At 42.4% G+C, this 15,439-nt stretch carries 12 protein-coding genes; 2 read left to right on the top strand and 10 right to left on the bottom strand.

The annotated features are described in order from the left end of the window. Positions 1 to 247 precede the first annotated feature (247 nt). From yhbH to G6R08_RS16515, 4 genes are all read right to left on the bottom strand, one after another. Positions 248 to 1,411 (bottom strand): sporulation protein YhbH, encoded by a 1,164-nt coding sequence (gene yhbH / locus G6R08_RS16530; protein ID WP_163529421.1) that lies wholly within the window; start codon positions 1,409 to 1,411, stop codon positions 248 to 250. Positions 1,412 to 1,929: 518 nt separating this feature from the next. Beyond that, a complete protein-coding gene (gene odhB, locus G6R08_RS16525; RefSeq protein ID WP_163529419.1) occupies positions 1,930 to 3,231 on the bottom strand; it encodes a 2-oxoglutarate dehydrogenase complex dihydrolipoyllysine-residue succinyltransferase in 1,302 nt (433 codons plus the stop codon). Then, entirely contained in the window at positions 3,218 to 6,034 is a 2,817-nt protein-coding gene (locus tag G6R08_RS16520) for a 2-oxoglutarate dehydrogenase E1 component (protein ID WP_240339831.1), read from the bottom strand. Before G6R08_RS16520 ends, odhB begins: the two co-directional genes overlap by 14 nt. Before the next feature lie 443 nt (positions 6,035 to 6,477). Next, positions 6,478 to 8,376 (bottom strand): PrkA family serine protein kinase, encoded by a 1,899-nt coding sequence (locus G6R08_RS16515; RefSeq protein ID WP_163529415.1) that lies wholly within the window; start codon positions 8,374 to 8,376, stop codon positions 6,478 to 6,480. 272 nt (positions 8,377 to 8,648) lie between these two features. On the opposite strand from G6R08_RS16515, the gene G6R08_RS16510 reads away from it, so the two are divergent. Together G6R08_RS16510 and lipA are read left to right on the top strand one after the other, a co-directional pair. After that, on the top strand, positions 8,649 to 9,464 hold the full coding sequence (locus tag G6R08_RS16510; protein ID WP_163531370.1) for a lipoate--protein ligase family protein: 816 nt from the start codon (positions 8,649 to 8,651) through the stop codon (positions 9,462 to 9,464). A gap of 39 nt (positions 9,465 to 9,503) precedes the next feature. Next, positions 9,504 to 10,451, top strand: coding sequence for a lipoyl synthase (gene lipA / locus G6R08_RS16505; protein WP_079530573.1), 948 nt, complete (start codon positions 9,504 to 9,506; stop codon positions 10,449 to 10,451). Between the two features lie 32 nt (positions 10,452 to 10,483). Here the strand turns inward: lipA and G6R08_RS16500 are convergent, their stop codons facing one another. The 6 genes from G6R08_RS16500 to queG form a co-directional block, all read right to left on the bottom strand. Continuing rightward, positions 10,484 to 11,239 (bottom strand): prolipoprotein diacylglyceryl transferase, encoded by a 756-nt coding sequence (locus G6R08_RS16500; RefSeq protein ID WP_163529413.1) that lies wholly within the window; start codon positions 11,237 to 11,239, stop codon positions 10,484 to 10,486. 121 nt (positions 11,240 to 11,360) lie between these two features. Further along, positions 11,361 to 11,690 carry a hypothetical protein gene (locus G6R08_RS16495; protein ID WP_163529411.1) on the bottom strand — a complete coding sequence of 110 codons (330 nt, stop codon included), beginning with the start codon at positions 11,688 to 11,690 and terminating at the stop codon, positions 11,361 to 11,363. 353 nt (positions 11,691 to 12,043) lie between these two features. After that, positions 12,044 to 12,520 carry a tRNA (uridine(34)/cytosine(34)/5-carboxymethylaminomethyluridine(34)-2'-O)-methyltransferase TrmL gene (gene trmL / locus G6R08_RS16490; protein WP_163529409.1) on the bottom strand — a complete coding sequence of 159 codons (477 nt, stop codon included), beginning with the start codon at positions 12,518 to 12,520 and terminating at the stop codon, positions 12,044 to 12,046. A gap of 48 nt (positions 12,521 to 12,568) precedes the next feature. Further along, the gene (locus G6R08_RS16485; RefSeq protein WP_163529407.1) at positions 12,569 to 13,426 is read right to left on the bottom strand and encodes an amidase domain-containing protein; all 858 of its coding nucleotides are present in this window, start codon (positions 13,424 to 13,426) and stop codon (positions 12,569 to 12,571) included. 239 nt (positions 13,427 to 13,665) lie between these two features. Next, positions 13,666 to 14,211, bottom strand: coding sequence for a methylated-DNA--[protein]-cysteine S-methyltransferase (locus G6R08_RS16480; RefSeq protein ID WP_163529406.1), 546 nt, complete (start codon positions 14,209 to 14,211; stop codon positions 13,666 to 13,668). A 70-nt stretch (positions 14,212 to 14,281) separates the two neighbouring features. After that, positions 14,282 to 15,415, bottom strand: a complete 1,134-nt coding sequence (gene queG, locus G6R08_RS16475) for a tRNA epoxyqueuosine(34) reductase QueG (RefSeq protein WP_163529403.1) — start codon at positions 15,413 to 15,415, stop codon at positions 14,282 to 14,284. Positions 15,416 to 15,439: the final 24 nt, after the last annotated feature.

Here is a 15,439-nt window from a genome sequence, read left to right as displayed (position 1 = left end):
CCTTTACAAATTCAACCTGCTTTACTATAATTAACAGTGTATTCTTCATATCATAACGAATCACACCAAATATCATAGCTGCTACGAAAAAAGCTGAGCTGCCTTCAAGCTCAGCTTTTTTCGTGGGTTATTATTTTATATAATATCTCCCCTGAGCCAGCGTACCTACCCTTTTCCCATTTTGAAAAAAATAAAACCACTTTCTAATACAAAGAAGCCAGGTTCCTTTTGAACCTGGCTTCCCCCTTTAACTCATAGCTTCAACATTTTCTTCATCATTAAAAAACGCTTTCATAGCATGAAACACATCTGGTTTTTTTCTTAAAATATGGTGTCTAAATTTAGGATGATCAATAGATTTATAGGCCTGCATTAAACTGGAGGAACGATTATACTGGTTTACTTCCCCATATCCAAACATTTGGGATACTTCAATTAAATCTTTAATTAAGGAAATACACCGCTTGTTATCAGAAGTAAGGTTATCGCCATCAGAAAAGTGGAAAGGATAAATGTTATAACGCTCCGGGGAATACTTTTCATCGATAAGCTGTAGTGCTCGACGGTAGGCCGAAGAGCAAATCGTCCCGCCACTTTCTCCTTTAGAGAAAAAGTCTTCTTCACTGACTACCTTTGCCTGCGTATGGTGAGCAATAAACTCTACATCTACTGTCTCATAATTTTTATTTAAGAATCGATTCATCCAGAAGAAAAAACTTCGAGCCATATACTTTTCCCATTGCCCCATAGAGCCACTTGTATCCATCATTGCAATAACAACAGCTTTTGACTCCGGTTTCTCCTGATCTGTCCACGTTTTGTAGCGAATATCTTCAGGATAAATTGGAGCAAAAGTTGCTTTGCCGCCAAGCGCATTACGTTTATACGCCTCAAGCATCGTCCGCTTCTTGTCAATATTTCCTGTCAAACCTGTTTTCCGGATGTCACGAAATTCAATGTCCTCATGAACAATCGTATCTTTTTCTTTCTCAGCTAAGTTCGGGAGGGTCAACTCTTTAAAGAAAGCTTCTTCCAGCTCAGCAAGGCTGACTTCTGCCTCATAATAATCTTCTCCTGCCTGGTCTCCAGCACCCTCTCCTTGACCGGGCTTGCCTTGTTTTTCCTGTGACCTGCCTAATACATCGCCAACTTCACTGTCACCGTCTCCTTGACCAGCATGCTTATTCTTATCATGGTTGTAGCGAATCTTATATTCATCAAGTGACCGAATCGGTATCTTTACAACTTTCTTCCCATTAGACATCACAATGTTTTCTTCCGTAATTAGATCAGGAAGTTGTTTATTCATTGCATCTTTTACTTTTTCCTGATGCCGGCGCTGATCATCATAGCCTTTCCGGTGGAGGGACCAGTCGTCTTCAGCAATTACGAAACTTTTCTTATCATCCATTTACAAATTCCCCTCCTAGCTTTGAGTATTACTCTATCGTATGCAGGTCCATGTCAATGGATGAAGCGAAATCAACGAAGGTTTGATTATTTCTGAAAAAAGAAATGTATGCCTATTTTTTTAAAAAGAAACTCATTAAGCGCGCAGAAAAATTAACAGACTGCAAGGTTGCATACATAGCGATAAAACTATTGAATGAGTAATGGATAATCAGAGAATGGAGAAAACGCACCTACTGGGGCAGAACTGCCGGAGCTTTGGGTAGAATTTGTGTGTGCTAGGGCCGAATAAGCGCCTGCCAGGGCCGAATCCACGCAGCTTCGGGGAGAATAAGCACGTGCTAGGGTCGAACTCACGAACCTCAGGGCCGAACCCGCAAGCATCAAGGAAAAATCCACACCAATTCGCGCAAGGAAACCCTCACCTGTACAAAAACAGGCTCAACATCTCCCACTCCTGTATAAAAGCACATAAGAAAGCACCCCGCTACATAAGTAGCAGGGGGCTCCTCTCAAACTTTATCCTTCTAATAGTAGATCGTAAGGATCTTCAATCATTTCTTTAATTCTGCGTAAGAATTGTACCGCATCTTTACCGTCAACGATTCGGTGATCATAGGAAAGAGCAATGTACATCATTGGACGTGCCTGAATCGTATCATCAGGCATAACTTTAGCGCGCTTCTCGATATTGTGCAAGCCAAGAATACCTACTTGTGGGGCATTTATGATCGGTGTGGACAACATTGAACCGAAAATCCCACCATTCGTGATCGTAAAGGAACCACCTTGTAAATCTTCGAGCTGAAGCTCTTTATTACGAGCTTTCGTAGCTACATCAGCAATTCCTTTTTCAATGCCGGCAAAATCAAGACGGTCAGCATCGCGGACAACTGGAACGACCAGACCTTCTTCTGTAGAAACAGCCATGCCAATATCATAGAATTGCTTCTTCACAATTTCATTGCCCTGAATTTCAGCATTGATCAGCGGGAATTCTTTCAATGCGCCGACAGCTGCCTTCGTAAAGAAGGACATAAATCCTAGCTTAATATCATGCTTTTTCAAGAATGAATCTTTACGTTCTTTACGCAGATTCATGACATTCGTCATGTCTACTTCGTTAAACGTTGTAAGCATAGCAGATTCTTGCTGTGCTTCTACAAGACGCTTAGCGATCGTTTGGCGGCGACGAGACATTTTCTCGCGCACTACCGGCTTATCAAACTCTGTCTTTTCACTTGATTCTTTCTTGCTTTCTTTCTTCTCCTGCTTAGGAGCTGCTTTTTTCTCATTCTTGCTGCTCGCCGCAGAGTCCACATCTTCTGGGCGAATTCGGCCTAATGGGTCTCGTGCAGAAATCTCACTCAGGTCGATCCCTAGCTCACGCGCACGTTTACGCGCCGCTGGTGTAGCGATCACATCGCCTTTAGTGCCTTCTTGTTCATTTGAGCTTTCTTGTTTCTTTTCTTCTTTTTGCTCTGAAGCAGTGCTTTGTTGCTGCTCTTGTTTTTCTTCTTTAGGCTCTTCCTGTTTTTCTTCCTGCTTATCATCGGAACTGTCATCAGAAGAACCGCCTGCTTCACCGTTCTCATCCACTTTAGCGATAACGTCCCCAACTTCTACGTCATCACCTTCTTCTTTTAAAAGCTCCGCGATTACGCCGCCAGCGTCGGCGTTCACTTCCACATTTACTTTATCTGTCTCTAGCTCAAGTACAGGATCACCTTTTTCTACTTGATCCCCTTCTTTCACGAGCCACTCGGCAATCGTGCCTTCTGTGATGGATTCAGCTAATTCAGGAACTTTAATTTCCTTCATTTGATTTTCCTCCTTTAGACATCTGTAACGCTTCCTGGATGATTCGGTTTTGTTCTGTTTTATGAATGTTCGGTTCACCTACGGAAGGAGATGCACGATGCGGTCTGCCTACGTAGCGGTGAATTTGTCCTTCTTTAAGCAGCTTGTGAAGGATACCTTCTACAAAATACCAGCTTCCCATGTTCTGCGGTTCTTCTTGAACCCATACGAGCTCTTCCAGATTTGGATATGTCTCCAGAATTTCAGCAAGTTTCTTGTCAGGGAATGGGTAAATTTGTTCGATGCGAACGGCATCAACTGCTTCGAATTTTTGGTCTGCCTTCTCTACTGCATCTTCAATTTCAACCATAAGTTTTCCGCTGCCGATGAGCAATGATTTCACTTTCTCTTTAGCTTTTCCTTCTTTAGTTAAACCAGGTTGTCTTAGGATCGATTGGAAGTTTCCTTCACTAAAACGTTCAGCTTCAACTGCCACTCTCTGGTTACGAAGCAGACTCTTTGGTGACATAACAACTAATGGTCTCGCTTCTTCTTTATTACTAATCGCAGCCTGGCGTCTTAGTAAATGGAAGTATTGAGCTGAAGACGTCACATTTGCCACTGTCCAATTGTTTTCAGCGGCTAATTGTAAGAAACGTTCCAGTCGAGCACTGGAGTGTTCAGGACCTTGGCCTTCATAGCCATGAGGAAGCAAGAATACCATACTTGATTTCTCTCCCCATTTAGCACGGCCAGCTGCAACAAATTGGTCAAAAATAACTTGACCCGCATTAGCGAAATCGCCGAATTGCGCTTCCCAAATAACAAGGGATTCAGCTGCTTGAACACTGTATCCATATTCAAAGCCAATTACACCAGCTTCAGACAATGGACTATTATAAATATCAAAGGAGGCCTTCGCCTGGTCCAACCCGTGAAGCGGACTGTATGTTTCATCCGTTTCAATATCATGGAGAACCATATGACGATGCGCGAATGTTCCCCGCTCCGTATCTTGTCCAGTAATTCTAATTGGAGTTCCATCTTCTAAGATCGATGCAAAAGCAAGAGCTTCAGCTGCACCCCAATCGACTTTGTTGCCCTCATCCAGCATATTGCTCCGGCGCTTAAGAATTTTTTCAAGTTTCTTAAACCCGTTGAATCCTTCAGGACGTTTGAGAAGATCCTGATTCAACTGCTTCAGACGGTCCAGCTCTACGTTCGTTTCGATTTCATCAAGCGGACGTTCTACTCCGCCCGGACGATCTTTTACATCAGCTTCCTCAGTCTCATTTTCTTTCATATTATTGAATGTTTCACGAAGGTTTTTCTCAATTTCCTCATTGATTTGTGAAAGAGATCCTTCCTCAACTAACCCTTCATCTACAAGAGTTTTCTCAAATAGATTGGCCACTGTCAGGTGCTCATCGATTTCCTTATAAAGCTTCGGCTGCGTAGAGCGTGGCTCGTCTATTTCATTGTGGCCATAACGGCGATACCCAACCAAATCAATCAAAATATCCTTATGGAACTTTTGACGGTATTCATAAGATAGCGATATAGCAGATAAACAAGCAATAGGGTCATCAGCATTCACATGAATGACAGGAATTTCAAAACCTTTTGCCAGATCACTTGCGTATCTTGTTGAACGGCCATCCCGTCTGTTCGTTGTAAAACCTACTAAGTTATTAGCAATAATATGAAGAGTTCCACCTGTACGATACCCAGGCAGATCACTCATATTTAGCCCTTCCGCTACAACTCCCTCACCGATGAAGGCAGCGTCACCATGAATGAGTACACCAAAGGCTTCTTCCTCATCCATTTGAGCATAACCAGGCTTCGAACGGTCATCTTGAGCCGCTCTGGTGAAACCTTGAACGACAGGATTTACGTACTCTAAGTGAGACGGATTGTGACTTAGGGTAACACGAGTGCTCGTTTGCTCTCCATCCCCAACTTCACGCCGGGCACCGAAGTGATATTTCACATCGCCTGTCCATCCGTAGTTAATGCCTGTAGATCCTTCTGAAGGTACCAGTTCTTTATTAGGAGAATGATGAAACTCAGAAAAAATCCGATCGTAAGGCTTGCCTAATACGTGAGCAAGCACATTTAATCTTCCGCGGTGGGCCATGCCCATCATAATATGATTAATTTTATCAGCTGAAGCTGATTGGACTAAATGATCCAGCATCGGGACCATGACATCCAAACCTTCTATAGAGAAGCGCTTTTGCGCTACAAAAGTTTTAGCCAGGAAGTTCTCGAACCCTTCCACATCGGCCAGTCTTTTAAGCAGCTGCTTCTTCTCTTCATTACCTAATTTCACTTGAAAAGCCGCTGACTCTACTTTATTTTGCAGCCACATTCGTTCATCATCGTTGTTTACATGGTCGTACTCAAAGGAAATTGTACCGGAGTACCTTTCTTTGAGTGTGCGGACAACACTTAAGGCGTTATCTAATTTGACAGGGGATTCTGGCCATATCCATTCAGCCGGAATTCTCTTCAAGTCTTCCTCAGTCAATCCATAATTCTTAATGTCTGTCAGCTGTGTTGCTTGACGATCTTTACCGCCCACAGCATAGATGTCTGCCTCTAGATGTCCATGACGACGAATAGCCTCAACAAGTTTCAATGCTGAGGTTACTTTAACAATATCTTCTGATGAAGCTTGTGCTTCCCCATTCGTTACTGGAGTTGCTGATGTACTCATCCATGCTGGTGCACCATGAGCATCAAATAATTCTTTTAATGAAGCGTCAACAGAATTAGCATCTGTTAAATATAACTCGTATTGTTCCTCAATATACCCCATATTGGGGCCGTGAAATTTTTCCCAAAAGCTTTCACTGGAGCCTTGATTTGACACGTCTAAATACCCCCACAAGTAGTTGTTGTCCAATGCTAGAACGTAAACGTTTGCAAATACACATTCTATTATAGAGTCGAAACGTCCCGAAATTCAACATATAGCACTTATTTTTTGAAGCTTAAACAACAGTTCTATTATAACAATAAAGATGTAGCAATGGGACGCCTTTTTCACTTTTTATTACTAAAGCGACATAATAAGAATATTCATTATATTCAGTGATTACTCAGACCCAATGCAAATCGGATGTTGTCGTATTTTGTCTAATCGATTACGATTACCGCTCTACATTATTCCCATCTTCATATTATGTAAAACATGTTTCCCTGAAAATAAAAGCAAGACCACCCGAAACTCGGATGGCCTTGCTTTTTTATAGTGCAGCATTAACGATTTAATAAACTTCCTACATACTTTAATAGTTCATTAGCTGAAGTTGAATTGTATCCATGCTCATCAATTAAAGTCGCAACGACTTCATTGATTTTCTTCAGCTGCTGTTCATCTGGTGTCTTCGTAGAGGTCGTAATCTTAACAATATCCTTAAGATCAGCAAACAGTTTCTTCTGAATCGCCTCACGAAGCCGCTCGTGAGACTGATAATCGAACTTCTTGCCTTTGCGTGCATAGGCTGAGATTCGAATAAGAATTTCTTCTCGGAAAGCTTTTTTCGCATTTTCAGAGACTCCAATTTGTTCCTCAATGGAGCGCATCAATCGCTCGTCTGGATTTAATTCTTCCCCTGTCAGTGGATCCCTGAGTTTGGCCTTATTGCAATATGCCTCAACATTATCCAAGTAATTATCCATCAGTGTGCGAGCTGACTCTTCATAAGAATAAACGAATGCTTTTTGAACTTCTTTCTTAGCCAGGTCGTCGTATTGTTTTCTAGCAAGTGAAATAAATTCTAAATACCGTTCTTTGTCTTCCTTAGAAATCGACGGATGACTGTCCAGCCCATCCTTAAGCGAACGGAGTACGTCGAGCGCATTGATCGAAGTCATTTCCTTTTTAATAATGGTCGAGGAAATTCGGTTTATGACGTAACGCGGGTCGATCCCGCTCATTCCCTCATCAGAAAATTCTTTCTTCAGCTCTTCAACATCAACATCGCTAAAGCCTTCGACATCTTCTCCATCATACAGGTACATCTTCTTCAACACATCGACAGACGCTTTCTTCGATTCTTTCAAACGAGTTAAAATCGTAAACATCGCGGCCACTTTTAATGTATGTGGGGCAATATGCACATCACGAATATCACTTTCACGAATCATTTTCTCATATATTCTCTCTTCTTGTGTGACCTTCAGGTTATATGGAACAGGCATGACAATCATCCGAGAATGGAGTGCCTCATTTTTCTTATTGGCTATAAACGAACGATACTCCGCTTCGTTTGTATGGGCAACGATCAGTTCATCGGCTGAAATTAAAGCAAATCGCCCAGCTTTAAAATTACCTTCCTGTGTCAGGCTTAACAAATGCCATAAAAATTTCTCATCACATTTTAACATCTCTTGAAACTCCATCATGCCTCGGTTAGCTTTATTTAACTCCCCGTCGAAGCGGTACGCCCTTGGATCAGATTCCGAACCATATTCAGCTATGGTCGAAAAGTCAATGGAGCCAGTCAAATCAGCAATATCCTGGGACTTCGGATCAGACGGACTGAAGGTTCCAATCCCTGTTCGTTTGTCTTCTGAGAAAAAGATTCTTTCAACGAGTACATCTTCCATTCGTCCCTCGTAATCCTGCTCAAGCCGCATCGTGTTTAATGGAGAGAGACTTCCCTCAACCCTAATGCCATACTCCTCCCTAAATTCATCCCTTAAATGGTGCGGAATCATATGAAGAGGGTCCTCATGCATCGGACATCCCTTAATTGCAAATACAGCTCCCTCATCAGTATAGGAATACTTTTCAAGCCCTCGTTTTAATAAATTTACAAGAGTTGATTTACCACCGCTTACAGGTCCCATTAATAACAAGATTCTCTTTCTTACATCTAACCTTCTGGCAGCCGGATGGAAGTACTCTTCCACGAGCCGTTCCATTGCTTCATCCAACCCATAAATATCTTCATCAAAAAAAGCATACTTCTTATGGCCGTTTTCTTCCTCTTCCACACCAGCTTGTGTAACCATATTATATACACGCGAGTGAGCGGACTGTGCTAAATGCGGCTTCTCTTTTAATAGATCCAAGTATTCTCGAAAGGTACCTTCCCACTTCAATTCTTCTTCTTGCTCTCTTCGTTCCTGGATTCTTTTTAAAATATCCACTTAACGACCTCCCTCGTCGTAACAACCAGAAGTTAATTTCATTCTATGCCCAACCTTATAAAAAAATGAATCTCACAGAACATGTCTTTACAACTTGTTATAGGAAAGAATATGTCAACCCCTAGCCTGTTATGTGGACAAGGGTGTATACTATCAGATAAATGAGCATCTCATGTAAAACATAGCTTTTGACTTGGAATTTTTACCTTGTTAGAATTATCTTGATATTATAAGCTAGCAAGGAAATTTATAATGGAAAGAAGGCTAACATGATGGAAACATGGTACTTTGTCGATTCTGCTCACCTCACTCCATCCTTAAATATGGCTATGGATGAAGCGTTGATGAATTGGCATCGTGAAGGAAAGATCCCCCCTGTTTTACGCTTTTATGGTTGGGACCCAGCTGGTTTGTCCGTTGGTTATTTTCAAAAAGTTCACGGAAAAATTGACGTGGATAGCGTAAAGAGCCATGGTTATGAACTTGTTCGCCGACAAACAGGCGGCCGTGCTGTCCTTCATGACAATGAACTTACATACAGCGTCATTGTTTCAGAACAACACCCCGATATGCCAGCTTCTGTAAAAGAGGCTTACTTAGTCATTTCACAAGGATTATTGGAAGGTTTTAAGGAACTCGACATCGCTGCTGAATTTGCCATCCCTGAAGGAAAGCTCGATACAAACGGGTCGGCTGTTTGCTTTGAAGAGCCCTCGTGGTATGAACTGATCGTAGATGGTAAGAAAGCTGCCGGCAGTGCCCAAACGAGGAAGAAAGGAATCATCCTCCAGCACGGGTCGATCCCTATAGAAGTCGATGAAACCAAGCTTTTCGATATGTTTATTTATAAGAATGAGCGAATAAAAGAGAGAGCTCGAAAAGCCTTTAGCGACAAAGCCATTTCCATTAACAACCTGAGCCCGGCTAAAAAGTCTTATACTGAAGTAAAAAAAGCTTTCCAACAGGGATTTGAAAAAGGATTAAACTTGAATTTGGAGCCGTTTCATTTAACTGAAGAACAATGGGCTGAAGTGAATCAAATTGCTGAAGAGAAATACAGCAATGACAAGTGGAATTATTCCCGATAATTTAAGATAAAAAATCACCATCTGAGGAGTGGATCAATCGTGGCGAAAAAGAATCAGGATTACATAAGAAAACCAGATTGGCTTAAAATTAAAATTAACACCAACAAATCTTACACGGGGTTAAAGAAACTCATGCGGGAAAAGAAACTCAATACAGTATGCGAAGAAGCACGCTGCCCGAACATTCATGAGTGTTGGAGCGAAAGAAAAACAGCTACTTTTATGATTTTAGGCGACACATGTACGCGCGGATGCCGCTTCTGTGCCGTTAAGACAGGCTTGCCAAACGAGCTGGACTGGGGCGAGCCAGAACGAGTCGCCGAATCCGTGGAAATTATGGGTCTTAAACATGTTGTCGTTACAGCGGTAGCCCGTGATGACTTAAAAGATGGCGGAGCTGCTGTTTTTGGTGAAACCGTAAAGGCGATTCGTCGTAAAGTTCCAGGCTGTACAGTTGAAATCCTGCCTTCTGATATGAAAGGCGACTACGAAAGCCTGCACACGTTAATGGGCGGGGAACCGGACATCTTTAATCACAACATTGAAACAGTCCGTCGTTTAACTAAAAAAGTTCGTGCCCGAGCGATGTATGACCGTTCCCTCGAATTACTGAAACGTGTGAAAGAAATTCGTCCAGATACACCAACAAAATCAAGCATCATGGTCGGACTTGGGGAAACAAAGGAAGAAATTGTCCAAGCTATGGATGATCTTCTCGCCCATAACGTTGATATCATGACAATTGGCCAATATTTACAACCAACGAAAAAGCACTTAAACGTAGAACGTTATTATCACCCGGATGAATTTGAAGAGTTAAAAAATATTGCCATGGAAAAAGGCTTCAAACATTGTGAAGCAGGCCCAATGGTTCGTTCTTCCTACCATGCTGATGAGCAAGTTAATGAAACGTCTGCTCAGCGCCGCATCAAATATATGAAAGGGTACGAATCTCAGGGAGAAAAGTTAGATACAACGAACATTTAATAGCAAAAAGTCGCCTCGCTGGGCGACTTTTTTTATGGCTGATCTTTATTGTCTTCCTCTTCATTTGAAGATTGCTCTTCTGTTGATGAACCTGATTCATCGGTTCCTTGTGAACCACCATCTGGTTCTTGTGCGTCAGGATTTTCGGTCTGTTCATCAGGATCCGTGGTTTCTTCATCGTGATCTTCGGTTGGATCTTGGTCGGGGGTAGCACTAGAATCTTCATCCTCTTCGGCTGGCTCTTCAGGTTTATCAGGTTTTTGCGGTTTCTCAACTTCCTCAGGTTCTTTACTAACCGGGTCTTCCTCAACCGGTGTCTCCTTATCAGGTTCATCCTTAACTTCCTCATCACTGTTGTTGTAGGAAGGAGCAGGAGTTGTAGTGCCACTCGGTGAACTATTTCCAGAATAACTGTAGGACGGTGAACGATAATCAGACGTGTCATTATATTGATATGTATAATTGCTTTCGTTCGAGTCAGTTGTGTAGCCTGGTTCAGAACCGTTTAAACTCTGGTTCTCTCTCTCATTTTCCATAAAGTCTTCCTCGTTTTTTTCCTGTGATACTTGATCATTAACTTCCTCTGTTTTGCGAGTAGAATCCTCTTCCTCTGTTTCTTTCTCTTTCTTGTCTGTTTTTTTGTCAGATTGCTTATCCTTGTCCACTTTTTTCTCAAGAGTAACAGTTATCGGATCTTTCGCCTGTCCCTCCTCTCCTTGCGCTTGATCACATGCAGCTAGAGATAAACAAAAGCTCCCCAACAAGAACGACATCATGACAGCCTTCACAATACCTACGCTCCTTTTAAAAAAATTTCGCTATCGACTCGATGATTGGTCTTATAATATATACATATTGTACCATAATATAAGAAAATAGCCGCCTATTCGACGGCTATTGCAAATATTTTTACCAGGGAGATCCATAATAATAAGGCGGACGTCCATATGGCGGCGGATATTCATAGCCGTAACCATATCCCGGCCCGTATCCTGGCCCTGGCCCAGGCCCCGGCCCTGGGCCATAATATCCTCCTCCGAAACCACCAGGTGGTACGATCACGGAGCCTAGTAACCCTCCAAGAAATCCTCCTACAAATGGACCCCCGAAAAATGGTCCACCAAAAAACCGGTCGTCATCATAACCATGCTCATAGCCAAACATCTGTTGATCAGCAATTCGTGCATGTTCCTCATCATAATAACCATACTGATAAGGATAGGGCTGGTACTGATCCATTACTATTCCTCCATTTCAGGCCTTGGTTATTCACCTACGTTTCAATCTATGTAGGGAAAAAACCTATTGTGTAGGCATTTACCCCAGCCATTGATAAATTTCTTAAGATATTCCATAGACAAGCAATTCACATTAACCAGGATATAGGGTATAATAAACAACAGCATGCTTGTCTTTAAAGACTTTAAAGGAGGCCGACATACATGAAATTAACATTGATTATCTTAGTTTGTGTGACGTACTTAGTATCTATCTTTTCATCAGGATATGATACGAAAGCAGGTAGCCCTAAAAAGTAATGAATGAACAAAATCGCACCCCGAACTGGGATGCGATTTTTTAATGGAAAGATTTTATTTAATTAAACCAGGAAAATTCTGCTGCTTCAAAGCATTGAATAGGATGATAGAAGCAGTATTGGCTAAATTTAATGAACGTACTTTGTCCGTCATGGGAATACGCAGGCAGCGATCTTCCAAACCCTCTAGCAGAGTCTTAGGAATCCCGTCTGATTCCCTTCCAAATACGAAAAACCACTCTTGTGCCTCATCACTAAAATCAAAGTCTACGAAAGAGCGGGTGCCAAAATTCTCAATATAATAAAACTCCCCATTCGGATAAGATGCATAGAGCTCTTCAATCGAATCGTAATAGTTTATCGTCACGTCATGCCAATAATCCAAACCAGCTCTTCTAAGCATCTTGTCATCCGTTGAGAATCCAAGCGGCCGAATCAAATGCAGCTGGCTATTCGTAGCTAAACATGTGCGAGCAATATTACCTGTATTGGCAGGAATTTCTGGTTGAAATAATACGATATGGTTAGCCATTTTGTTCACCTCGTTGTCTACAGAATCAACCTGACTATTATACCATATTTATTCCGCTCCTATCTTGAAAAATTTATATTGAATAGCCGGAGTATAAGCTGTAGAGTCCTCATAATCCCAGAATCGATGGCGGCTGTTCATTGTGTGGGCGTTGACTAAAGGAAGACCTTTACTGGTCATTTTCACTACAATCGTATTATGATCAAACCGCCCATCTCCCTCAAAGTCATAACAAATGACGTCACCTGGCGATAATAAAGCTGCATCTGTTACTTCTTTTGCTGTTAATCCTTGTCTTGCCCCGCTTAAATACCAACGAAGCGAGTGGGCAACAGCCCAGCTATAACTCCAGTTGGAACCTGAGTACCACCAGCCCTTGCCGCGGTTCGGCTGTCCCCACATTGGCGCGCCTCCAGCTCGCAGGCATTGAGATACATAATTGGTGCAATCCACATCAAAGTGATTGTAAGCCGGATTATAACTATCCCACCATCGTTCAGCATATTGAACAGCTGCCCTTCGATCGTATTTGAAAGGCAGCCGTTGTTCTTGATGATTATCCGTAAACGCTGAAGCGAGCCTTTCTTCCCCTGTTGTACTTGTCTCCGTTTCCGTTACCTGGTCTATTAGCTTCCCGCCATTTAAAAAAGCCTTACAGCGATAGACTCCTTCTTCTAAGTAATAATCCTGTCGATCTTTTATAAGGAGAGACAGCGAAAGCATATATGAAATATCGCTCACTCTTTCATATCGAACTCTATGATAAGGCTTCACATTAAATGTAGCTCGTTTAACCAGCTGGCCTCTTTCATGAAGGTTTTTCACTTTGCACTCAAGCCATGGTTCTTCTTTCTGGTCCAATAACCGCTTCATGATGTCTTCCCAGTACTTCCTTAAAGCATCCATCCACATCGCCCCTTTTTACAAGTTATGAGCGAAAATTTGAAACCATGAGCGGAATTCTCTTTATTCCGGCGCTTACTCTCTTTATTCCGGCGCTTACTCTCTTTATTCCGGCGCTTACTCTCTTTATTCCGGCGCTTACTCTCTTTATTCCGGCGCTTACTCTCTTTATTCCGGCGCTTACTCTCTTTATTCCGGCGCTTACAAAAAGGGATGCGCCAGGCGCATCCCTTTTTGTTTCGCTATTTAGCTTGCTGAAGCTGTGGATTTCCTTCCCAATCAAGCAGTTGCTGCTTTTTATCCAATCCGCCAGCATAACCTACCAGCTTCCCGTTACTCCCGATCACTCGATGACAGGGAACGACGATGGAGAAAGGATTTTTGTTAACAGCCCCTCCGACTGCCCGCACTGACTTAGGAGCTTGCAATACTTCCGCAACCTCCTTATAAGACTTCACCTCTCCATGTGGAATCGAATGAAGCAGTGCTCTCCACACACTTCTTTGAAAAGAGGTGCCATAACAATTAAGCGGGATGGTGAACTGTTTACGGTCCCCGCTAAAGTACTCATTAATTTCCATCTTAGTTTGCTTCACAAATTGCTGATCAGCGTCTCGTTTAAATTCACCTTTTAGAAAGTGCTTCTTCGTCCATGCCTGGTAAAATGTTATTCGTTCTTCAAACTGTCCATAATCAATCCGGTTTACCCCTTTGTTATCAGCTAACACTGTTATCGGACCCACAGGGGAGTCAAACACGTCATAATACAAATAAGATGGATGATTCATAGATAGTCCCCTTATTAACATTTTTTTCTATTATACAATAATCTATCTCCATATGAAAAGGTATACTATATTATTGTTTTTGGAATTTCAGGCCCTTTTCCATTTCAAAAAGCACTTCTTCATTTTCTTCTATCACCTGTGCTTCTTCAATGGCAGCGTAGCAAGCGGCCGTTCCAATTTTCCCAAGTCCATAGGCCGCTGTTCCTCTAATAACTGGTCTAGGATCTTCCTTCATTAAACGAACCAATTCATCCACTGCCGTTTCATCTTTATAATGAGCTAAAGCCAGAATTGCATTACGCTGAATCGGCTTTTTCCCACGCCATGAACCCGACATCGGTCCAAATTTTTCTTTAAAATCACGATTGGAAATGGACAACAGCGGAATCAGCTTCGGCTTAGCCACTTCTGGATCCGGCTCAAATTCTTTATGATTGTGAAAATCTTTTTTCTTGTTTTTAGGGCAAACTGTCTGACAAGTATCGCACCCATACAATCTGTTGCCAAGTTTACTTCTAAACTCCTCAGGCAGAAAATCTTTCGTCTGGGTTAAAAAGGCGATGCAGCGCTGGGCATTAAGCTGGCCGCCCTCTACGAGTGCTCCCGTTGGACAAGTATCCACACATATATTGCAATCTCCGCAACTGTCATCGACCGGTTCATCCGGTTCAAACGGAATGTTCGTTACCATCTCGCCTAAATACACATAAGACCCGAACTCTTCGGTAATAATCGCACTATTTTTCCCGCTAAAACCGATGCCAGCGCGTTCGGCTACAGCACGATCAGACAATTCACCTGTATCAACCATAGAAGACAGTTCTGCTTCGGGAAAACGTTCCTTAATAAACGCAGCTAATTTCTGTAAACGGTCCCGCAGCACGTCATGATAATCTCTGCCCCATGAAGCACGACAAAAAATCCCGCGCCGTTCGCCTTTCACACTGCGAGGGGCATCGTGCATTTTTGAAGGATAGGCAAGCGCCACTGAAATGATCGATTGAGCTCCTGAAAGCAAACGATCAGGCTCAGTCCGCTCCTCAAGACTGCCTTTCTCAAATCCGGATTGATAGCCAAGGTCCTGTTGTCTTTTCAGTCTTGCTTTCAGTTCTCCGAATACATCGACAGACGCAAAACCGATTTTGTCTATGCCAACTTCTTTACTGTATGCAATAACTTCTTCCTTGAATGTGTGAATGCCCACCTTGACTACCTCCTTTTTAGCAAT

It is taken from the genome of Halobacillus ihumii (genome assembly GCF_902726645.1).
GTDB lineage: Bacteria > Bacillota > Bacilli > Bacillales > Halobacillaceae > Halobacillus_A > Halobacillus_A ihumii.
The sequence above is the reverse complement of the archived record's forward strand: the minus strand, read 5'-3'. Positions and strand labels throughout refer to the sequence as shown.

Coding starts and splice junctions, on each gene's coding strand:
- yhbH (WP_163529421.1), bottom strand. CDS start 1,411: ATGGATGATAAGAAAAGTTTCGTAATTGCTGAAGACGACTGGTCCCTC.
- odhB (WP_163529419.1), bottom strand. CDS start 3,231: ATGAAGGAAATTAAAGTTCCTGAATTAGCTGAATCCATCACAGAAGGC.
- G6R08_RS16520 (WP_240339831.1), bottom strand. CDS start 6,034: ATGGGGTATATTGAGGAACAATACGAGTTATATTTAACAGATGCTAAT.
- G6R08_RS16510 (WP_163531370.1), top strand. CDS start 8,649: ATGGAAACATGGTACTTTGTCGATTCTGCTCACCTCACTCCATCCTTA.
- G6R08_RS16495 (WP_163529411.1), bottom strand. CDS start 11,690: ATGGATCAGTACCAGCCCTATCCTTATCAGTATGGTTATTATGATGAG.
- trmL (WP_163529409.1), bottom strand. CDS start 12,520: ATGGCTAACCATATCGTATTATTTCAACCAGAAATTCCTGCCAATACA.
- G6R08_RS16485 (WP_163529407.1), bottom strand. CDS start 13,426: ATGGATGCTTTAAGGAAGTACTGGGAAGACATCATGAAGCGGTTATTG.
- G6R08_RS16480 (WP_163529406.1), bottom strand. CDS start 14,211: ATGAATCATCCATCTTATTTGTATTATGACGTGTTTGACTCCCCTGTG.